General features: G+C 61.8%; 16 protein-coding genes and 1 tRNA gene. 9 read left to right on the plus strand and 8 right to left on the minus strand.

The window, feature by feature from the left end; translation table 11 throughout:
* The first annotated feature begins 1 nt into the window (after position 1).
* Positions 2 to 1420 carry a DHA2 family efflux MFS transporter permease subunit gene (locus tag AB7828_RS17235; RefSeq protein WP_441230713.1) on the plus strand — a complete coding sequence of 473 codons (1419 nt, stop codon included), beginning with the start codon at positions 2 to 4 and terminating at the stop codon, positions 1418 to 1420.
* On the opposite strand, the gene AB7828_RS17240 is transcribed toward AB7828_RS17235, so the two are convergent.
* The 3 genes from AB7828_RS17240 to cpdR all read right to left on the minus strand — a co-directional run bounded on the left by AB7828_RS17240 (position 1380) and on the right by cpdR (position 2939).
* Entirely contained in the window at positions 1380 to 2201 is an 822-nt protein-coding gene (locus tag AB7828_RS17240) for a gamma-glutamyl-gamma-aminobutyrate hydrolase family protein (RefSeq protein WP_441230714.1), read from the minus strand. The genes AB7828_RS17235 and AB7828_RS17240 overlap by 41 nt on opposite strands.
* A gap of 174 nt (positions 2202 to 2375) precedes the next feature.
* Positions 2376 to 2450 (minus strand) — tRNA-Val (locus AB7828_RS17245).
* A gap of 129 nt (positions 2451 to 2579) precedes the next feature.
* Positions 2580 to 2939, minus strand: a complete 360-nt coding sequence (gene cpdR / locus AB7828_RS17250; RefSeq protein ID WP_015669438.1) for a cell cycle two-component system response regulator CpdR — start codon at positions 2937 to 2939, stop codon at positions 2580 to 2582.
* A gap of 292 nt (positions 2940 to 3231) precedes the next feature.
* On the opposite strand from cpdR, the gene AB7828_RS17255 reads away from it, so the two are divergent.
* The 3 genes from AB7828_RS17255 (at position 3232) to hisN (ending at position 5913) form a co-directional block, all read left to right on the plus strand.
* On the plus strand, positions 3232 to 4119 hold the full coding sequence (locus tag AB7828_RS17255; RefSeq protein ID WP_120287184.1) for an N-formylglutamate amidohydrolase: 888 nt from the start codon (positions 3232 to 3234) through the stop codon (positions 4117 to 4119).
* 227 nt (positions 4120 to 4346) lie between these two features.
* Positions 4347 to 4511, plus strand: a complete 165-nt coding sequence (locus tag AB7828_RS17260; RefSeq protein WP_175367776.1) for a Flp family type IVb pilin — start codon at positions 4347 to 4349, stop codon at positions 4509 to 4511.
* 619 nt (positions 4512 to 5130) lie between these two features.
* Positions 5131 to 5913: a histidinol-phosphatase gene (hisN, locus tag AB7828_RS17265; protein ID WP_120287185.1), complete on the plus strand. Its 783-nt coding sequence runs from the start codon at positions 5131 to 5133 to the stop codon at positions 5911 to 5913.
* A gap of 10 nt (positions 5914 to 5923) precedes the next feature.
* Here hisN and AB7828_RS17270 read toward each other — a convergent pair whose 3' ends face one another.
* The gene (locus tag AB7828_RS17270) at positions 5924 to 6817 is read right to left on the minus strand and encodes a LysR substrate-binding domain-containing protein (protein WP_120287186.1); all 894 of its coding nucleotides are present in this window, start codon (positions 6815 to 6817) and stop codon (positions 5924 to 5926) included.
* A 94-nt stretch (positions 6818 to 6911) separates the two neighbouring features.
* On the opposite strand from AB7828_RS17270, the gene AB7828_RS17275 reads away from it, so the two are divergent.
* Positions 6912 to 7664: a sulfite exporter TauE/SafE family protein gene (locus AB7828_RS17275; protein ID WP_441230715.1), complete on the plus strand. Its 753-nt coding sequence runs from the start codon at positions 6912 to 6914 to the stop codon at positions 7662 to 7664.
* On the opposite strand, the gene AB7828_RS17280 is transcribed toward AB7828_RS17275, so the two are convergent.
* Both AB7828_RS17280 and AB7828_RS17285 read right to left on the minus strand, forming a co-directional pair.
* Positions 7665 to 8303 carry a LysE family translocator gene (locus tag AB7828_RS17280; protein WP_441230716.1) on the minus strand — a complete coding sequence of 213 codons (639 nt, stop codon included), beginning with the start codon at positions 8301 to 8303 and terminating at the stop codon, positions 7665 to 7667.
* Between the two features lie 12 nt (positions 8304 to 8315).
* Complete coding sequence (locus AB7828_RS17285; protein WP_093757193.1) at positions 8316 to 9263, minus strand: alpha/beta fold hydrolase; 948 nt, start codon at positions 9261 to 9263, stop codon at positions 8316 to 8318.
* A gap of 200 nt (positions 9264 to 9463) precedes the next feature.
* Between AB7828_RS17285 and AB7828_RS17290 the strand changes: the two genes are divergently transcribed.
* Entirely contained in the window at positions 9464 to 9940 is a 477-nt protein-coding gene (locus AB7828_RS17290) for an Hsp20 family protein (RefSeq protein WP_170849586.1), read from the plus strand.
* A 92-nt stretch (positions 9941 to 10032) separates the two neighbouring features.
* Here AB7828_RS17290 and AB7828_RS17295 read toward each other — a convergent pair whose 3' ends face one another.
* Positions 10033 to 10878, minus strand: a complete 846-nt coding sequence (locus tag AB7828_RS17295; protein WP_441230717.1) for a hypothetical protein — start codon at positions 10876 to 10878, stop codon at positions 10033 to 10035.
* Positions 10879 to 11424: 546 nt separating this feature from the next.
* Between AB7828_RS17295 and gltB the strand changes: the two genes are divergently transcribed.
* Both gltB and AB7828_RS17305 read left to right on the plus strand, forming a co-directional pair.
* Entirely contained in the window at positions 11425 to 16182 is a 4758-nt protein-coding gene (gltB, locus tag AB7828_RS17300) for a glutamate synthase large subunit (RefSeq protein ID WP_441230718.1), read from the plus strand.
* 146 nt (positions 16183 to 16328) lie between these two features.
* Positions 16329 to 17786, plus strand: coding sequence for a glutamate synthase subunit beta (locus AB7828_RS17305; RefSeq protein WP_441230719.1), 1458 nt, complete (start codon positions 16329 to 16331; stop codon positions 17784 to 17786).
* 99 nt (positions 17787 to 17885) lie between these two features.
* Here AB7828_RS17305 and AB7828_RS17310 read toward each other — a convergent pair whose 3' ends face one another.
* Positions 17886 to 18569, minus strand: coding sequence for an adenylate kinase (locus AB7828_RS17310; RefSeq protein WP_441230720.1), 684 nt, complete (start codon positions 18567 to 18569; stop codon positions 17886 to 17888).
* Between the two features lie 186 nt (positions 18570 to 18755).
* On the opposite strand from AB7828_RS17310, the gene AB7828_RS17315 reads away from it, so the two are divergent.
* Positions 18756 to 19844 (plus strand): hypothetical protein, encoded by a 1089-nt coding sequence (locus tag AB7828_RS17315; RefSeq protein ID WP_441230721.1) that lies wholly within the window; start codon positions 18756 to 18758, stop codon positions 19842 to 19844.
* The last annotated feature ends 413 nt before the right edge of the window (positions 19845 to 20257 follow it).

Genomic DNA, 20257 nt, shown 5'->3' on the forward strand with positions numbered 1-20257 from the left:
CATGAGCAACGCCCTGCATGCGCTTTGTGACGCAGGCGCCGCCGGCGCCACGGAAAAGATCGATGATATCAGCCATCCCCGCCTGGTAATCGCCACCACGATTCTGGCCTCCAGCCTGGCCTTTATCGACGGATCGGTGGTGAATGTCGGACTTCCTGCCATTGCAGCGAGTTTTCAGGCCGATGCCGTCGACCTGCAATGGGTGATCAATGCCTATCTGTTGCCGCTCAGTGCACTTCTTTTGCTCGGCGGTGCAGCAGGCGACCGCTTCGGCCGCCGCAGACTTCTGATCTGGGGCGTTGGCCTGTTTGCGCTGGCCTCGCTGGCCTGCGCTGTGGCGCCCAGCCTGCGTTTGCTGTTGGCCGCCCGTTTTTTGCAGGGTGTCAGCGCGGCGATGCTGATGCCGAACAGCCTGGCGATCCTCGGCCAGACGTTTTCCGGCGAAGCCAAGGGCCGCGCTATCGGCATCTGGGCTGCCAGCGGCGCTGCCGCCGGCGCGCTCGGACCGGTGTTGGGCGGATGGCTGATCGACGTCGGCAGCTGGCATCTCATCTTTCTCATCAATGTGCCGATCGCATTGGCGGCAATGGCGCTTGCCTGGCTAGGCATCCCCCGCGATCGACACGACAGCGACGAGCCGCTCGATAGTCTCGGCGCCATCCTCGCGACTGCGGGACTTGGCCTGACGACCTGGAGTCTGACCGAAGCTACGTCTCATGATTGGACGGGTTTCACGCTTGGCGCGCTTGCCGCAGGCCTCCTGCTCTTGCTTGTGTTTGTGTGGATCGAAGGCCGCAAAGGCGAACGCGCGATGATGCCGCTTGCACTGTTCGGGTCCGCCAGCTTCGTCGGCCTGACACTGCTGACCTTCTTGTTGTACGGCGCACTCGGCGGGCTGTTCGTCCTGATGCCTTTTCTCCTGATCGAAGCAGCCGGCTACACCGCGACACAGGCCGGTGCCGCGCTGCTGCCCTTGCCGCTTGTCATCTCTTTGACATCACCGCTTGCTGGCTCGCTCGCAGCCAGAACCGGCCCTAGGATCATGCTGACGCTGGGACCGGTGATTGTGGCGATGGGTTTTCTGCTGGCGCTCCGAATCGGTCCCGACACCAGCTACTGGACCAGCGTCTTTCCCGCCATGGTCGTCATCGCCATCGGCATGGCCGGCGCTGTCGCACCTCTGACGACGGCCGTGCTGATGTCCGTCGGTGCGCGTCACACCGGGTCTGCATCGGGCCTCAACAGCGCGGTCGCACGCACGGGCGGTCTTGTGGTCACGGCGCTGATCGGATCGGTTATGGCAGCAAAGGGGCCGGCGCTGATCAGCGCCTTTGCAGCAGCGACGGTCGCGGGTGCTGTGCTCTGTGTCGCAGCCGCGCTCAGCGCATTCCTGCTGATAGCGGCGCGGCCGCAGCCGTGAAGGCCCCACGCTGCCTGCGAGCGGCCACCGCCTCGCCGAAGGCCTGAAAGAGCGTCCGGTTGATCGGGTTGATCTGCGGATCATATTCGGCGTGCCATTGCACACCGAGCGCGAAGCTCGGCGCATCGGCAATGCGGATGGCCTCGATCGTGCCGTCCTCGGCAATACCCTCGATCACCACTCGCTCCCCAGGGACATCGATGCCCTGACCATGCAGGGAATTGACCGTGATGGTCTCGCGCCCCAGCAGGCTGGCGAAGGTGCCGTTGCTGGTCAGATGCACGTCGTGGCGATCGGCAAATACGACCGCCGGATCGGGATGGATCTCGCCGCTCTCGAGCCGCGGCATGCGATGATTGATGCGGCCAGGAATTTCGCGGATCTCTGGATGCAGCGAACCGCCGAACGCGACGTTCATCTCTTGCAATCCGCGGCAGATACCGAAGATCGGCACCCCGCGCGCGACACAAGCTTCGATCATGGCCAAAGCCACTGCATCGCGGCCATTGTCATAGGGCTCGTGACGGACATGGGCTTCCATGCCGAACCGGGTCGGGTGGACATTGGCCCGCGCGCCAGTGAGCAGAATGCCATCGACCAGATCGAGCACCTGGCCGATATCGGTAATGTCAGGGGTGCCGGCAAACATCATCGGCAGGGCATTGGCCACTTCCGCGACCGCACGAAGGTTGTTTTCTCCGACCGCCTGGACGGAGAACCTGTTCTCAATGCGATACGCGTTGCCGATCACGCCGATTACCGGCCGGGTCTTCGTTGGCATCAGCTTCCGGTCGAAAAGTGCTGGACCATTGAGCTATAGCCGAGTCACGGCGTGAACACGACTGGTTCCGAAACAAAACTGTCACCAGACGGAGCATTCGGGAAAGAAACATCTCCGAACGCCTGAAAAGGCACCAATCTGGCAGTATTCGGAGGATTAGCTGACAGTTTTGGATGGTGGGCGCGACAGGGATCGAACCTGTGACCCCTTCCATGTCAAGGAAGTGCTCTCCCGCTGAGCTACGCGCCCTAAGAACCGGTCGTTACGGGTGTGGGGTCTATAACGGGTCAAACCCGGACAAGCAAGGACGGCTGAGGGCCAATCCTTGCCTGATTTGCAGGAAATCCAAGAAAGGAAATCCAGGAAAGCCGGCTGCCCTCAGGCCGCCAGCATCTTGTTCACTTCGCTGACCAATTCGCGCAGGTGGACCGGCTTGGACAGCACCTTGGCGTTTTTCGGCGCTTCCGAGTCGGAATTCAGCGCCACGGCGGCGAAACCGGTGATGAACATGATCTTGATGTCGGGGTCGAGTTCGCTGGCGCGGCGCGCCAGTTCGATCCCGTCCATCTCCGGCATCACGATGTCCGTTAGAAGCATTTCAAAGGGTTCCTCGCGGAGTCTCTGATAGGCTGACATCCCGTTATCGTGGTGCGACACCTGAAAACCGGCGTTTTCCAACGCCTTCACCAGGAAGCGGCGCATGTCGTTGTCGTCTTCTGCGAGAAGGATTTTGTGCATGGCGGTTGGATGTCGAACCCGAATGAGAGGACCTGTTCGCCCACTAAGCCCGAGGTCTGGTAAATTTCGGGTGAAGGTGATCAGCGCAGACTGTGCATAAGCGTCTCAAGATGGTGCGCCAGAACGTCGTGAAACACAACAAATGAGCGCGTTTCTCGCCATCGCCGCGCCTGCGGAAGGTTTTTAACTTGGCAGACTTGTTTCCGTTATCGACAATGCAGCCTCACAAAGCGCCGGTTTTCTGCCAGACTGGGCAAACCGTAGAACGCGGCTGCAGGGACGATGCGCGACGATGACCCAGTTTGACGGTGAGCTGTCGCCTCCCTTCGAGATCGTCGAGCCGGCCAACTGGCGCGCGCCGATCATTTTCAATTCCCCGCATTCCGGCTCGGTCTATCCGGCGGAATTCCTCAGTGCTTCCCGCATCGACGTAACGGCACTGCGCCGCTCGGAAGATTCGTTCATGGACGAATTGATCGCCGGATTGAGCGATCGCGGCTTCCCAGTGGTCCGGGTGCACTTCCCGCGCTCCTATGTGGACGTCAATCGCGAGCCCTATGAGCTCGATCCGCGGATGTTCAACGGCCGCCTGCCTAGTTTCGCCAATACCCGCTCGATGCGGGTGGCCGGCGGTCTTGGCACTATTCCCCGGGTGGTCGGCGACGGCCAGGAGATCTACCGCGAGCGGCTGGACGTCGATGACGCCCTCACCCGGATCGAGGCGTTGTACAAGCCGTACCATCGCGCCCTGCGCCGCCTGATCAACAAGGCGCACCAGACATTCGGCACGGTGATCCTGGTGGATTGCCACTCGATGCCCTCGATCGGAATTTCCCGCGAGGAGCCGCGCCGCCCGGACGTGGTCGTCGGCGACCGATATGGCACCAGCTGCGCCACTATCCTGGCCGAGGTGGTCGAAGACACATTCGGCGGCCTCGGCTATTCGCTGGGCCGTAACAAGCCCTATGCCGGCGGCTTCATTACCGAGCATTACGGCAACCCGGCCAGTGGGCTGCACGCCATCCAGATCGAGCTGAACCGGGCGATCTATATGGACGAACGCCGCCGTGAGCGAACCGCGCGCTTCGATCAGATTGCTGCCGATTTTACCGTCCTGGCCGATGCGCTGGCGAAGATCCCGCTGGACAGCCTCGGCCCGTTCCAGGCCGCCGCCGAATAGGCTGGGGCCGAACGGCTCGCCGGGGTTCGAACCTTCACTCAATCAGGTGGGGTATTTGGAACCGTGACCGCCGGGTCACGGCAGCGCTTATTTCGTGCGACAAATTGTCAATTTTCGCTGGATTTAGAGATGGGGCAGAGTTTTACCACCGGGATTAATGCAACTTTAGGTTATCCCCACCAGCGTGGTTCCGCGGATTGGAACCGCGTAAAATGGCAGGAGAGAACATGAAGAACATGATCAAGAAATTCTGGTCGGACGAATCGGGAGCGACTGCGATCGAATACGGGCTAATCGCCGCCGGCATCTCGCTGGCCATCATCGCCGTCGTCAACGGCCTCGGCACCAACCTCAACGGCAAGTTCACCGAGATCAACGGGTCGCTGAAGTAACCGCCACGACGTGGACACCGGCTTGAGGTTCTCAGCCGAATAAGTCTTGCTTGATGACTGACGTCGCAATGGACCCGAGGCTGTCGGGGTGCCAGGCGACGAACAGGCCAGGCGACATAAAGACAATCGCCGGCAGCCACGTCGGCACGCCGTGATGCAAAACTCCTCCGACAAGAAAAAAGGACCGCTTGCGATAGCAAGCGGTCCAAGTCTAGGGAGGAAACGCCCAAGGAGGGCAGCGATAGCGCAAGCGCTACCGCACCGCAACAATATGCAGCCGCGACGCACCAAGTGCAAGAGTTTTCGGGCAAATTTCCATGCAAATTTCGCATGGTGATCGCACCATTCAGGCATAGGCGTCATAATTTCTACAAGCAAAATCAACGCGATATAGAAATGACAGTAGCTTTGACCTATTTAAGAAATGATCATATATTCATTTCATTGACCAATTTCTGATGCCGGACATCAGGAATCTTAGGGAAATCGCAATCCGATTCAGTGCTGTGGCTTAGGGGAATCGCAGAGAGATTTCGATCACCGCAGATGCGAGTCGTTGCCCTGCGCTGTATAGGAAGCGACACGTCCCCATCCAGCAGCCGCAACAAAGGACCTCTCCGTGACGGTCATCGACTTCAACGCCTTCATTGGTCGTCTTGCGACCTCGTCGGGCGAGACCATCCTGCCGTTCTTTCGCACCTCGCTGAGTATCGACAACAAGAACAGCACCGATTTCGACCCGGTCACGGAAGCCGACCGCGCTGCCGAAGCGGTGATGCGCCGGCTGATCAAGGCCAACTTCCCCCAGCACGGCATTGTTGGCGAGGAATTCGGTACCGAACGCGAAGACGCCGAATATGTCTGGGTGCTCGACCCGATCGACGGCACCAAATCCTTCATCTCCGGCTTCCCGATCTGGGGCACGCTGATCGCGCTGCTGCATCGGGGCACACCGGTCTATGGCATGATGCACCAGCCCTATATCGGCGAGCGCTTCAGCGGCGACAGCGGCTCGGCGCGCTACCAGGGCCCCAACAACACCACCCGCAAGCTTGCCGTGCGCCGCTGCGCATCGCTGAAGGACGCCACGCTGTTCACCACCAGCCCGCGGCTGATGGGCGACGCCGATCGCGCAAAATTTCACGACGTCGAAAAAGGCGTGCGGCTGACGCGCTACGGCGGCGATTGCTATTCCTATTGCATGCTCGCCGCTGGTCATCTCGACCTCGTCATCGAGACCGAGCTGAAGCCCTACGATATCGCAGCCCTGATCCCGATCATCACCGGCGCCGGCGGCGTGGTGACAACGTGGGAGGGCAAGCCCGCGCAGAACGGTGGCCGCATCGTCGCCGCCGGCGACCCGCGCGTGCATGAGGCGGCGCTGAAGATCCTCAACGCCTGATCGGGCACTGCTACGCCCGCGCTGCAGCCCGCAGATGCTCGATCATCTGCTGCGCGGGACGGGATAACGTCTTCAGGCTGCGAAAGCAGATCGCCAGTCTGCGGTTCGCCCAGGGATCGCGAATGCGGATCAGCGCCAGCGCCGTCGACCGCGCGCAGCGCCGTGCGGCGACTTCCGGCACAATCGCAATGCCGACCCCCGCCGCCGCCATCTGACACATCGCATCGAAATCCCGCATCTGCGCTCGGTAGCGCAGTCGCGCGCCCAGCTTCGCCGCATATTTGCCGATGTGGTTCTGCAGCGCGGTCGCGTTGGTGAGGCCGATGAAGTCGCGGTCGATGATCTCATGGAAATCGATATGTCGCCGGCCGGCGAGATCGCTGCGCGGCGCCGTCACCAGCATCAGCCGGTCTTCGTTGAAGGTGAAGCGTTCCAGACTGTCCGGCAGCGTATGCTCGGCAGCGAAGCCGAAATCGGCGATGCCGGCGGCGATCGCCTGGGCGATATCGGCGCTCTCGCGCTCCTCGACCTCGAGGCTGACATTGGGGTGCTCGCGTAGGAAACTCGCAAGCGCCTTCGGCAGATGTTCGGACAGGCCCACCGTATTGGCCAGCATCGACACACTGGCCTTCATGCCATTGGCATAGGCCGCCATGTCGCCGCGCATGGTCTCGACATTCTGCATGACGATGCGGGCATGGCCGAGCAGGCTCTCGCCAGCCGCCGTCAGCGTAACGCCGCGCCGGCCCCGTTTCAGCAATGGCACGCCGATCGTCGCCTCCAGCCCCTTGATTCTCGCACTAGCCGAAGCCAGCGCCAGATTGGCAGCGGCAGCACCCGCGGTGATACTGCGCGCCTCGGCCACCGCGACGAACAGCCTGAGATCGACAAGGTCGGCATGCATGGTGTTCTCCGCGCCAGCCTTCGTTAAAGACGAAGGCTTTCTCCGTAACCTCCAGATTGTGCCTGTGCAGCCGATCGGTCAATGTGCCTGCATCATGTTCGATTCCTCACTCATTCTGATCGCTGCAGTCTTCGCGCTCGCCGGCTTCGTCAAAGGGGTCATCGGCCTCGGCCTCCCGACCGTTTCGATGGGCCTGCTCGCCGTCGCCATGCCGCCGGTGCAGGCGCTGGCCATCGTCATCGCCCCCGCGATCGTCACCAATATCTGGCAGACTTTCGTCGGCGGCTATTTGCGCGACATCATCCGCCGGCTGTGGCCGCTGATGCTCGGCACCGCTTTCGGTATCTGGAGCAGCGGCGGGCTGATGACCGGCCCCTATGCGCACTACGGCACCATCGTGCTCGGCATCCTGCTGGTGATCTATGGTGCCATCAGCCTCGTGAAATTCCAGCTAAGCGTCGCAAAACAGAACGAAGGGTGGGTCGGCGGCGTCGTCGGCCTTGTCACCGGTGTCGTCGCTGCCGCCACCGGCGTGCAGGTGATCCCGTCGATGCCCTTCATGCAGTCGATTGGCATGGAAAAGGACGAGCTGATCCAGGCGCTCGGTGTCTATTTCACCGTCTGTACTCTCGCACAGGCCTTCAACCTCTCCAGCGCCGGTCTGCTGAATGCCTCCATAGCGCTGTCGGGCCTCGTTGCCATGGTGATGGCCTTTGCCGGCATGTTCATCGGCCAGATGGTGCGTATGCGGATGCACCCCGACCAATTCCGCCGCTGGTTCCTGATCGCGATGATGCTGCTCGGCGTCTATCTGGCCGGCGTCGAGACGTGGGAAATTCTGAAGTAATTAACGCGTCTCCAGCATCGCCACGCGGATGCCGAGATAGATGAAGACGCCGCCGAGGGCGCGGTTGATCCACACCATTGCCTGACTGGATTGCCGGACGCGGCTGGCGGCTTTCGCAGCGACAATGGCCGTGCCGAGCCCCCAGATCGTGCCCGTGCTGATGAAGATCAGCCCAAGTACGATGAAAGCCAACGCCTTGCTGGGCGCATCCACGTCGACGAATTGCGGCAGGAAGGCGAGAAAGAACAGCGCCACCTTCGGGTTCAGCGCGTTGGTGAAGGCGCCCTGCCAGAACACCTGCCGAAGCGACAGCAGCGGCTTTTCCGCAGCGTCGTTCGTTGCAACTGTTGATGCCCGCGCACGCAGCATCTGCACGCCGGTGTAAAGCAGATAGGCCGCACCGATCCATTTCACCGCTGTGAAGGCATAGGACGAGGCCGCCAGCAGCGCCGACAATCCGACCGCCGCGGCGAACACATGGACGAGGCATCCCGCACTGATCCCCAGCGCCGCCGCGACACCGCCACGCCAGCCCATCTGCACGCTGCGCCCGACGATATAGGCCGTGTCCGGCCCCGGCGTGATGTTGAGCAGGATGCCGGAGAGGATGAAGAGCCAGAGGCCGTGAATACCGAGCATGAGTGGCTTTCGTTACTTGAACAGAGGCGTGCCCGGCACGAACGCATCGAACGCCGCCCAGAACTGCTGCCGGTAGCGATCCTGCTCCTGCAGGATCTCGTGACGGGAGCCGGCGATCACCAGATGCGAGCCGGCACGCAGGTGATAGGCAAATTCCTCGATGGCCGGCGTCGACACCACCTGGTCGTTGCTGGCCGCCAGCATCAGGATCGGCTGACGGATCTTCACGGGATAGCTGGCCTCGCGAAAGCCATGCATCCCACGGATCGCCGTATCGGCCCAGGCCACCGTCGGCGAGCCGATGCCGAGCGTCGGATCCTCTTCGAGGATCGCCGCGTTGCGCGCATAGCGCACCGGATCGCTGGTCAGCTTGTTATTGGGGAATGACGAGGTCCCGACCAGTTCGCCATTGCCGCCGGGAATGTAGTTGCCGCCCTGCCCGGTCCAGCGCATGACACGCAACAACAACCGCGCCGGCAGCGAGGTCGAACGGCCCGGCAGATCGATCATCGGCGCCGACAGCACCATGCGATCGAACCAGCGCTTGCCGGAATGCGCCACACGCAGCATCACCGCGCCGCCCATCGAATGCGCCAGCGCGAAGTAAGGCGGCGGGCAATCCGGCATCACCACCTGCTGCACGAAAGTTTCGACGTCGATCTCGAAATCCGAGAAGCTGCGCACGTAACCCTTGCGGCTATCGCGCAACTGCCGCGACGAATGCCCCTGCCCGCGCCAGTCGATCATGGCCACTGCAAAGCCGCGGTCGCGCAGGTCGCGCACGGTCTCGAAATACTTCTCGATATATTCGCCGCGCCCGCTGAACACGCAGACCGTGCCCTTGCGCCCGGTCGTCGGCGCCCAGCGCGCAAAACGTAGCTCAGCGCCGTCCGGCGTCTTGATGGTGCCGGACACGGCACCCTCGGGAACGGGGTTGGCGGGAATGGAGACGAGCGTCATGGCGGGGGACCGGTTAGGCGAAAAACGCGGGATTTCAAGGGCGGGAGATCAGGTCGGCGCGAATCTTTCGGCCCCCCTTGCGAGCCGCCAGCCCCCTCCCATATCAGCTTCATGCAGGCCTCTCTAGGCTGCATGACACGAAAGCCCGGCCCCTATGGCGGGCGGGTTATTGCAACAGTCGCTCAATGGGGGACTATCCAATGCGTAGCTATGATCTCACCCCGTTTTATCGTTCCACCGTCGGTTTCGACCGCCTGTTCAATCTGCTCGATCAGAGCACAGGTGACGCAGCGCCGGGCTATCCGCCCTACAATATCGAGCGCACCGGCGAGAACGAATACCGTATCAGCGTTGCCGTTTCAGGCTTTGCGCAGAACGAGCTCGCCATCGTCGCGAAGGAAAACACGCTGACGATCAAGGGCGAGAAGGCTGCCAACGAGAATGGCAGCAAGGCCGAAGTGCTCTATCGCGGCATTGCCGCGCGGGCCTTCGAACGCGCCTTCCAGCTTGCCGACTTCGTGCAGGTGAAGAACGCCTCACTCGAGAACGGCCTGCTTCATGTGGACCTTGTCCGCGAGATCCCCGAAGCCAAGAAGCCGCGCAGCATTCCGATTTCCACCAGCGCGGTGAGCGCACCGCAGGTGGTCGACGGCTCGGCCGAGAAAGTCGCCGCGTAACCGCGACTTTGTGAAGTAAAGTAAGTGTAGCTGTAAATGAAACGCCCCGGAGCAATCCGGGGCGTTTTATTATGTGCGCAGCGCTGCACTAACTATTCCATGCCCTGGACGGGCGGAGGAGTGTCCGCAGGCTTACTAGGCTCTGTAGGCTTTGCTTCCGTCGCGGGAGGCGGAACCGTCGGTGCTGCGGCCTCCGGCTTCGAGGCAGTAGAGGTCGACGGCGCAGCACCCGTCGTTTCCGGCGCCTTCGTCTCGGCCGGTTTCTGCTCAGTTACGGCCGATTGCTGCACGGGCGCAGCGGCCGGCGGCGTTTCAGGTGGTTTGACTGTGACCGGCTTGGTCTCGGCTGGCGTAACAGGCTTAGCCGGCGCCGCAACCGCGCGCACCGGTGGCCGCTTCGGCAGCGGCACGCTCGTCGTGCGGCTGGCAACCTTCGGCGCGGGCGTTGCCGTTCCGGCCGTAAACGGCGGGCGGCGATATTGCGGCAGGGTCGGCACTGCGCCTTGCGGGCCATAGCGCGTGTCGATCTCCTCGCTCATCCGGTCGCCCATGCGATAGGCCGGAATGAAGCGCAGAATGCGTCCGCTGCGCGCATCGATCACCAACCGGCCGTCCTCGCCGTCGAGGTCGATCGCCGCAACCGTGTAGATGAGGCCGCGTTGCTGCGGCATGCCGAGGGCAGAGAAGCCGGCCTCGCGGAGGATCGAATAGACCTCGCGCAGCGGCAGCACCGCCAGATCATAACCGCGGCGCAACACGCCATAGGGGCGCGGCTCCGCATATTCCACGGGCGGCATGGCCGCATAGGGACCGCCGACATCGGATACCTGCGCCACAGCGGCAACGTCGCCGCGCATCGGCGGCAGCGCCTGTGCCTGTACAGCGCCGCTCGCCAGCAACAGACCGGCCGAGGCCAGACATCCCACAAGTACCTTCATTGCATGCTCCTTCGACGCCCCCGCGCCCGGAGAGTATTCAACTTCCTGAACCTCACGCTTCGCTCGCCTGCCAGCACCGCTGCCACAGGCGTTAACGAGCACTGCGCAACCTCACTGCTGAATCCGGCAGCCCTTGGGCCAGCCTTTGACCGGAACGCGGCACCTCCGGGCTGAATGTGTCTTCGAGACATGGACAATTTGGCATGCGTTGTTGCTATGCGACGACGGACTCAAGCGCGCTTGTGTGCTAGATAAAAATTTGGCAAAGTCCTGGTTAGGACAGCATCACTGTCGCAATTTTTGGTGGCAAATCCGGCACGGGGTTTGCAACATAAGCAGGCGTCGCGACTAAAAAACACGCCTGCTGATACGAAATGCCTTTAAGGCGAGATATGGGGTGGCCGCCGGGGACGATGGGCACCACCAGTCTGAATTCTGAAAACGAGGCTCGCAAGACGCGCGAGCGGTAGCCCGAACGGGTTCCGCGAGCGTCAAAGGTGCGCCGACAAGGGTGGCAGAACCCCGACGGGGGTTGAGAGGACGAAGATGAGCGGATCAGAGCACGAGCGCCAATTGATCGAAACCGGCACGCATTCGGCGGCCCCGGCTATCAAATCGGCTAACGTGAAAGACACCGCCATCAAACCGGAACTGCATACCTATCGTCCGCCGGCGCTGGGCCTCTATGACCCGTCGCAGGAAAAGGACGCCTGCGGCGTCGGCTTCATCGCCAACATCAAGGGCCGCAAGTCGCATCAGATCGTGTCTGACGCGATCAGCATCCTCTGCAACCTCGAGCACCGTGGTGCGACCGGCGCAGATCCGCGCTTTGGCGACGGCGCCGGTATTCTGGTGCAGATCCCGCACAAGTTCTTCGTCCGCAAGACGGCGGAACTCGGCTTCAGCCTGCCGGAGCCTGGCCAATACGCCATCGGCGCGCTGTTCATGCCGCGTGATACCGCGTGGCGGAAAGTCATTCAGGGCATCATCGGCGACCAGATCAAGGCCGAAGGCCTGAAGCTGCTCGGCTGGCGTGACGTGCCGACCGACAACGCCTCGCTCGGCGAAAGCGTGAAGCCGACCGAGCCTGCCAACATGCAGGTCTTCATCGGCATCGGCAAAGCCAAGATCGCCGACGAGGACGAATTCGAACGTCGTCTGTACATTCTCCGCAAGTCGATCTCGCAGGCTATCTATCAGCGCCGCGAGCGCGGCCTTGCCGGCTACTATCCGTGCTCGATGTCGTGTCGCACGATCATCTACAAGGGCATGTTCCTCGCCGACCAGCTCGGCAGCTACTATGCCGACCTGCACGAAGAGGATTTCGAAAGCGCGCTGGCACTCGTGCATCAGCGCTTCTCGACCAACACCTTCCCGACCTGGTCGCTGGCGCATCCCTACCGCATGGTCGCGCATAACGGCGAAATCAACACGCTGCGCGGCAACGTCAACTGGATGGCGGCGCGTCAGGCGTCGATCGAGTCCGAACTGTATGGCAAGGACATCAGCCGTCTGTGGCCGATCTCCTATGAAGGCCAGTCGGACACCGCCTGCTTCGACAACGCGCTCGAATTCCTGGTGCAGGGCGGCTACTCGCTGCCCCACGCCGTGATGATGATGATTCCGGAAGCCTGGGCCGGCAATCCCCTGATGGATGAGCAGCGCCGCGCCTTCTACGAATATCACGCCGCGATGATGGAGCCGTGGGACGGTCCTGCTGCGCTTGCTTTCACCGACGGTCGCCAGATCGGCGCGACGCTGGACCGTAACGGTCTGCGCCCCGCACGTTATCTCGTCACCAAGGACGACCGCATCGTGATGGCGTCCGAAATGGGCGTGCTGGCGATTCCGGAAGAAGACATCATCACCAAGTGGCGTCTGCAGCCAGGCAAGATGCTGCTGGTCGACCTCGTCCAGGGCCGTCTGATCCCTGACGACGAGATCAAGGCGACGCTGGCCGCAAGTCATCCCTATAGCGAGTGGCTTGAACACACCCAGATCGTTCTGGAAGAACTCCCGGACGCGGCGGCCAAGGGCCAGCGCTCCAACCTGCCGCTGCTCGATCGCCAGCAGGCCTTCGGCTACACCCAGGAAGACGTCACCATCCTGCTGACGCCGATGGCGTCGCAGGGCGAGGAAGCGTCGGGTTCCATGGGCACCGACACGCCGATCTCGGCGCTGTCGAGCAAGCCGAAGCCGCTGTTCACCTATTTCAAGCAGAACTTCGCGCAGGTCACCAACCCGCCGATCGATCCGATCCGCGAAGAGCTCGTCATGAGCCTCGTCTCGATCATCGGACCGCGGCCGAACCTGTTCGACCTGCAGGGCGTCGCCACCACCAAGCGTCTCGAAGTGCGCCAGCCGATCCTGACCGACCAGGATCTCGAAAAGATCCGCTCGATCACCGACGTTGCCGAGTCGCATTTCGTCTCGCGCACCCTCGACACCACCTTCCATGCCGGTTTCGGCGCGGCAGGCCTGGAACAGGTGCTGGACGAACTGTGCGCCCGTGCGGAAGCTGCCGTGCGCGAGGGCGTCAACATCATCATCCTGTCCGACCGCATGGCCGGCTCGGATCGCATTCCGATCCCGTCGCTGCTGGCTTGCGCCTCGGTGCATCACCACCTGATCCGCACCGGCCTGCGCACCTCGGTCGGCTTGGTCGTCGAATCCGGCGAACCGCGCGAAGTGCATCACTTCGCCTGCCTCGCCGGCTATGGCGCCGAAGCGATCAACCCGTATCTGGCCTTCGAATCCATCATTGCCATGAAGGACCGGCTGCCGGTGCAGCTCGACGACTATGAAATCGTCAAGCGCTTCATCAAGTCGATCGGCAAGGGCCTGCTCAAGGTCATGTCGAAGATGGGCATCTCGACCTACCAGTCCTATTGCGGCGCGCAGATCTTCGACGCCGTCGGCCTGCGTCAGGAATTCGTCACCAAGTACTTCACGGGCACCCACACCAAGATCGAAGGCGTCGGCCTCGCCGAAATCGCCGAGGAAACCGTGCGTCGCCACAACGAGGCGTTCGGCGAGATCCAGATCTACAAGACCGCGCTCGATGTCGGCGGTGAATATGCCTATCGCAGCCGCGGCGAAGACCATGCGTGGAACGCCGAGTCGGTATCGCTGCTGCAGCATGCCGTGCGCGGCAACTCGCAGGAGCGTTATCGCGCCTTCGCCAAGATCCTCAACGAACAGTCGGAGCGTCTGCTGACGCTACGCGGCCTGTTCAAGATCAAGACGGCCGAAGACGAGAAGCGCAAGCCTGTGCCGCTCGACGAAGTCGAATCCGCCGCGGACATCGTCAAGCGCTTTGCGACCGGCGCCATGTCCTACGGCTCGATCTCGCGCGAGGCGCATACCACGCTGGCCATCGCCATGAACCGGATCGGCGGCAAGTCGAACACCGGCGAAGGCGGCGAGGAGTCGGATCGCTACAAGCCCATGCCGAATGGCGACAGCATGCGTTCGGCGATCAAGCAGGTCGCGTCCGGCCGTTTCGGCGTCACCACGGAATATCTCGTCAATTCCGACATGATGCAGATCAAGATGGCGCAGGGCGCGAAGCCCGGCGAAGGCGGTCAGTTGCCCGGCCACAAGGTCGACGCGACGATTGCCGCCGTCCGCCATTCGACCCCGGGCGTCGGTCTCATTTCGCCGCCGCCACATCACGACATCTATTCGATCGAAGACATCGCGCAGCTGATCTACGACCTCAAGAACGTCAATCCGACGGGCCAGGTCTCGGTCAAGCTGGTGTCGGAAATCGGCGTCGGCACGGTCGCCGCGGGCGTCGCCAAGGCGCGCGCGGACCATGTCACCATCGCCGGCTTCGAAGGCGGTACCGGCGCGTCGCCGCTGACCTCGATCAAGCATGCGGGTTCGCCGTGGGAAATCGGCCTTGCCGAAACCCACCAGACCCTGGTGCGTGAACGGCTGCGTAGCCGCATCATCGTCCAGGTCGACGGCGGCTTCCGCACCGGCCGCGACGTCGTCATCGGCGCGCTCCTCGGCGCCGACGAATTCGGCTTCGCCACCGCGCCCTTGATTGCTGCCGGCTGCATCATGATGCGCAAGTGCCATCTCAATACCTGCCCGGTTGGCGTCGCCACCCAGGATCCCGTCCTTCGCAAGCGCTTCACCGGCCAGCCCGAGCACGTCATCAACTACTTCTTCTTCGTCGCCGAGGAAGTGCGCGAGATCATGGCCCAGCTCGGCTATCGCAACTTCGACGAGATGGTCGGCCAGGTGCAGATGCTCGACCAGTCGGCGCTCGTGTCGCACTGGAAGGCCAAGGGTCTCGACTTCTCCAAGCTGTTCGTGCGCCAGCCCGAACTGCCCGGCCAGAAGATCTATCACACCGAAGATCAGGACCATCACCTGGAAGCCGTGCTCGATCGCGAGTTGATCAAGCAGGCGCAGCCCGCGCTCGACCGCGGCGCGCCGGTGAAGATCGAGACCAAGATCAACAGCACCAACCGTTCGGCCGGCGCCATGCTGGCGGGCTCGGTGGCCAAGATCTACGGCCATGCCGGCCTGCCCGACGACACCATCAAGGTGTCGCTGAAGGGCACCGCCGGTCAGGCCTTCGGCGCCTGGCTGTGCAAGGGCATCACCTTCGATCTCGAAGGCGAAGGCAACGACTATGTCGGCAAGGGTCTCTCGGGCGGCAAGATCATCGTGCGTCCGCCGGCTCATTCCGCCATCGTGCCCGAAGAGTCGATCATCGTCGGCAACACCGTGATGTATGGCGCGATCGAGGGCGAATGCTACTTCCGCGGCGTCGCCGGCGAACGCTTCGCCGTGCGTAACTCCGGTGCTGTGGCCGTCGTCGAAGGCGCCGGCGATCACTGCTGCGAATACATGACAGGCGGCATCGTCGTGGTGCTCGGCAAGACCGGCCGTAACTTCGCGGCCGGCATGTCCGGCGGCGTGGCTTACGTGCTCGACGAAACCGGCGACTTCCCGAAGCTGTGCAACATGGCGATGGTCGAACTCGAACCGGTTCTCTCGGAAGAGATGATCGCCGAGAACACCTATCACCACTCCGGCGATCTCGAAGCCCATGGCAAGGTGGACGTATTCGCCAACTTGCTCGATAGCGACATCGAGCGCCTGCATGTGCTGATCACGCGTCACGCGAAATATGCCGGCTCGGCCAAGGCTGCGATGATCCTCGCGGACTGGAAAACCTGGCTGCCGAAATTCCGCAAGGTGATGCCGGTCGAGTACCGCCGCGCGCTGCGCGAGTTAAAAGCGAAAAGCGCCGAGGCCGAACCGCAGATCGCGATCGGCGCGTAAGGAAAAGGCCCTCATGGTGAGGAGGCGCGCAGCGCCGTCTCGAACCATGAGGGACAAATCACGCATCCTTCGAGACGCGGCCAAGTGGCCGCTCCTCAGGATGAGGACGGAATTTGGAACTTAAGAGTTCAGAGGCGTCAGTTGTAATGGGCAAGATCACGGGTTTTCTGGAAATCGATCGTCACGACCGCAAGTACGCGCCGGTTACCGAGCGCCTGAAGGGCTATAACGAGTTCGTCATTCCGCTCAGCGAGAAAGACACCCGCGACCAGGCCGCGCGCTGCATGAATTGCGGCATTCCGTATTGCCACGGCACCGGATCGGTTCAGCCCGGCACGCCCGGCTGCCCGGTCAACAACCAGATCCCGGACTGGAACGACCTCGTCTATACCGGCAACTGGGAAGAAGCCTCGCGCAACCTGCACTCCACCAACAACTTCCCGGAATTCACCGGCCGCATCTGCCCGGCGCCGTGCGAGGCCTCTTGCACGTTGAACATCGATGACAACCCGGTCACCATCAAGACCATCGAATGCGCCATCGTCGACAAGGCATGGGACAATGGCTGGCTGAAGCCGCAGGTCTCCGCCGTGAAGACCGGCCGCAAGGTCGCCGTGATCGGCGCCGGCCCGGCCGGCATGGCCTGCGCGCAGCAGCTCGCGCGCGCCGGACACGACGTCCATGTCTATGAGAAACTCGCCAAGGCCGGCGGCTTGATGCGTTACGGCATTCCCGACTTCAAGATGGAAAAGCACATCATCGACCGGCGTGTGGCCCAGATGGAAGGCGAAGGCGTCACCTTCCATTACGGCAAGGCTGTCGGCGGCACCTCGCCCGGCGCTATCGATCCCGCCGAGCTGCTCAAGGAATATGAAGCCATCGCGCTGACCGGCGGTGCGGAGCACGGCCGCGACCTGCCGATCCCGGGCCGCGAATTCGACGGCATCCATTTCGCGATGGACTTCCTGCCGCAACAGAACCGCCGCGTCGGCAACGAGCCGCTCGGCGACGTCAAGGAGATCCTGGCCGGTGGCAAACATGTCGTCGTCATCGGCGGCGGCGACACCGGCTCCGACTGCATCGGCACCAGCCTGCGTCAGGGCGCATTGTCCGTGACCCAGCTCGAAATCATGCCGGCTCCGCCCGAGCAGGAGAACAAGGGCCTGACCTGGCCGAACTGGCCGCTGAAGATGCGGACCTCGTCGAGCCAGGCCGAAGGCGCCAAGCGCGAATTCGCCGTGCTGACCCAGAGCTTCGAAGGCGCCGACGGCAAGGTCACCAAGCTGAACTGCGTGCAGGTCGACGACAAGTTCAAGCCGATCCCCGGCTCGGAGTTTTCGTTGCAGACCGATCTCGTGCTGCTGGCCATGGGCTTCGTCCATCCCGTCCACGAAGGCATGCTGAAGACGCTCGGCGTCGATCTCGACCAGCGCGGCAACGTCCGCGCCCCGACGACCGATTTCGCGACCTCCCTGCCCAAGGTGTTCTCCGCCGGCGACATGCGCCGCGGCCAGTCACTGGTGGTCTGGGCGATCCGCGAGGGTCGCCTGTGCGCCCGCGCGATCGATCAGGCGCTGATGGGGACGACGACGCTGCCGAGGTAATTGATCTCTCAAGATCGAATGATAGGGGCTCCGCACGTAAGTGTTGGAGCCCTTTTTATTTTACCAAGCGCAACAGTAAGGTCAGAGGATTGGTCGAGATCAAGGCTTCCGATGAGCGTCAATAATCGCGTTTCGGTACTCGTCGGGTGAAGCACCCGTTTCCGTCGCATCTCTGAAGCGCTGCTTCATAGCTGGCGTTAGTTCTATGCCTTCAACAGCAGCGATTTTCTCGTAGCGAGCAGCCGCAAGGATAAACTCGTCGGCCGCTTTCGCTGTCGTGGAAATCCGGTATCTCGCGATGAACGCCGTCAACTCTGCCGGCCTTGTAAACCGATGTACCTCGCCAGCAAAGTCCGCCATGCGCTCCATGTCACGCGCACGCTGGTCGCGCCTGTAGTTCATGACAAAATGCAGAAACTCCACATCGAAACGTTCTGGACATCCCGGCCCCGTGTCGACACGCACCCGTCCCCAGCCCAAGGTCGTCCGACGCAAAACGCGCCACAGGCAAAGCCCGGTCGGATAATCCAGATGGATCAGCGTATCCGCGCGCGCCAGCCGCTGCGCAAGCGTTCCGCTGTAGTTGCCATCCATGATCCAGCGCGGCTCAGCCGCCAATGCATTGACTGTCGCGCGCCAGACATCGCCATCCGGCATCCGCCAACCGGGCTGCCAGTAGTCGCGGTCGAGATGGATCACGGGCAGCCCTGTGGTCTCCGATAGCGTACGAGCCGCCGTGCTCTTTCCCGCGCCTGGACAGCCGACGATCAAGACGCGTTTCAATGTGAGTGCTCCCATTCGAACTGCGGGATTTAAATTAACATTAGACGGAGCGGTGTTTCTCACCCCCAATGCTGCATCTCATGAACAGTAGTCAAAGGGCGTGCCCGGCTACCTCCAAGGTTGCACAGCTTTTGGAAGACAACCCCGAGGGAAACCGCTACCTTTGACCTATTGAGGGAGACAGCAATGATTACTTCGCTCCGGATATTGGTTGTCATCTTTGCAGCATTTGTTTGTAGCTCCGCACAAGCACGTGGGCCCTATGGTTCAATCTCGATTGGAAATTGGACCGGCGGGGCGTTTACTAACGACAAAACTGGCCAATTTAGTAGCTGCATAGCTAGCGCGCCTTACAAGAGTGGCATCACCTTTGGCGTTATGGTGGATCCCAAGTTTTCTTGGCATCTGGCTTTCATACACCCTTCGTGGCGATTGAACGCAGGACAAGCCTTTCCTATCATACTAACCTTCGACGGCCGTTCGCCATTCAATGTCAATGGCGCCGCAATCTCGGACACACTTGTTATTGTGCCTATGCCGGACAACTCGTCGCTGATCGCCCAATTCAGAAAGTCTAAGACACTATCGGCGTTCACTCAGGGACAGCTATTCCAATTTGACCTAAGATCGACAGGGGCTTTACTTCCTGCCCTCGTAAACTGCGTAACGACAGTCAACAAAGGCGGCATTACTGCAGCCATCGATTTCTTGCCCCCGAAAGCAGCCTCTGTGCCGACTCCTCAAACTCCCTCAGTAGGCGGAAGTATGAGGGTTGATACGAGCACAAGCACACCTCCAGAAATACAGATCGAAGCCATAGAATTAGCCTCGAATTTCATATTGAAAAGCGCACTCCGGAATCCAAAAGTTCTTACTAGGTCAGAAACACCAGTCTCATTGGCTTCCTATGGAGCAGCTTGGCGTTCGGATGAGGCCGCAGGATTTGTCAGAATCGTTCCGGCGCAAGATGGCGTCAGGGGATTGGACGTAGCCTCAACCATCGTTGCTAATGACGCCAAGGATTGTAAGGCAAAGTTCGCTTCTGGAAGAACTAGCGAACTTGTGGACAGCGAAGTCGTTTTTCGGGGATTCTCATCCTGCGAAGACTCTGACGGCGTGCGATTGTCTCAGTACTTCATTGTCTCTCGAAAAAAGGGCGGCTTTGTATTGTTCTCTGTTGTTGCCTCATCAAAGGGAGAGGAAGCGCGGGCGTTTCAAAAGGACGAGCGGCTCGTCGATTTCAAGAAGGCCGCGTTAATTGCTGCCAGCCCATAATCCTTCTTGACGCCCTCATCGATTGAGATTATATTCTCCTCACCCTGTCCGACGAGGGGCGCTTCTCGAGGGCGTCTTTGGAGGTGGGACAGGGTGCGGCGCCCGCGGACGTGCCTCGCAAGCACGGACTCGGGAGGTCCTGGGTAGCCGTCCGGGCCCACTACGGGGCTCTGCCGCTTGCGGCTGGACGGGTGCGGGTGAAGGCTGGCGAAAGCCGGTCGGATGACGGGCACGATGCCCGTACCCAGTACCCGGAAGCACGGCCCCGGGAACAGAAAAGCCGCAGTGGAGCGCCGAAAGGCGTGCGCGCACCGAAGGTCGCTGTCGCAGGCAGCCGACGGGACGCGCCACTAAATACAAGGTTGCGCCTTTCGGCGCTTCATCCCCCTCACATCAAAGGGGGACCACCGAAA

Source organism: Tardiphaga sp. 215_C5_N2_1 (genome assembly GCF_052076055.1).
GTDB lineage: Bacteria > Pseudomonadota > Alphaproteobacteria > Rhizobiales > Xanthobacteraceae > Tardiphaga > Tardiphaga robiniae.

Excerpts from the sequence above, each read along its gene's own strand:
- AB7828_RS17235 (WP_441230713.1), top strand. The coding sequence starts at position 2 with ATGAGCAACGCCCTGCATGCGCTTTGTGACGCAGGCGCCGCCGGCGCC.
- AB7828_RS17240 (WP_441230714.1), bottom strand. The coding sequence starts at position 2,201 with ATGCCAACGAAGACCCGGCCGGTAATCGGCGTGATCGGCAACGCGTAT.
- cpdR (WP_015669438.1), bottom strand. The coding sequence starts at position 2,939 with ATGCACAAAATCCTTCTCGCAGAAGACGACAACGACATGCGCCGCTTC.
- AB7828_RS17255 (WP_120287184.1), top strand. The coding sequence starts at position 3,232 with ATGACCCAGTTTGACGGTGAGCTGTCGCCTCCCTTCGAGATCGTCGAG.
- AB7828_RS17260 (WP_175367776.1), top strand. The coding sequence starts at position 4,347 with ATGAAGAACATGATCAAGAAATTCTGGTCGGACGAATCGGGAGCGACT.
- AB7828_RS17270 (WP_120287186.1), bottom strand. The coding sequence starts at position 6,817 with ATGCATGCCGACCTTGTCGATCTCAGGCTGTTCGTCGCGGTGGCCGAG.
- AB7828_RS17275 (WP_441230715.1), top strand. The coding sequence starts at position 6,912 with ATGTTCGATTCCTCACTCATTCTGATCGCTGCAGTCTTCGCGCTCGCC.
- AB7828_RS17280 (WP_441230716.1), bottom strand. The coding sequence starts at position 8,303 with ATGCTCGGTATTCACGGCCTCTGGCTCTTCATCCTCTCCGGCATCCTG.
- AB7828_RS17285 (WP_093757193.1), bottom strand. The coding sequence starts at position 9,263 with ATGACGCTCGTCTCCATTCCCGCCAACCCCGTTCCCGAGGGTGCCGTG.
- AB7828_RS17290 (WP_170849586.1), top strand. The coding sequence starts at position 9,464 with ATGCGTAGCTATGATCTCACCCCGTTTTATCGTTCCACCGTCGGTTTC.
- AB7828_RS17295 (WP_441230717.1), bottom strand. The coding sequence starts at position 10,878 with ATGAAGGTACTTGTGGGATGTCTGGCCTCGGCCGGTCTGTTGCTGGCG.
- gltB (WP_441230718.1), top strand. The coding sequence starts at position 11,425 with ATGAGCGGATCAGAGCACGAGCGCCAATTGATCGAAACCGGCACGCAT.
- AB7828_RS17305 (WP_441230719.1), top strand. The coding sequence starts at position 16,329 with ATGGGCAAGATCACGGGTTTTCTGGAAATCGATCGTCACGACCGCAAG.
- AB7828_RS17315 (WP_441230721.1), top strand. The coding sequence starts at position 18,756 with ATGATTACTTCGCTCCGGATATTGGTTGTCATCTTTGCAGCATTTGTT.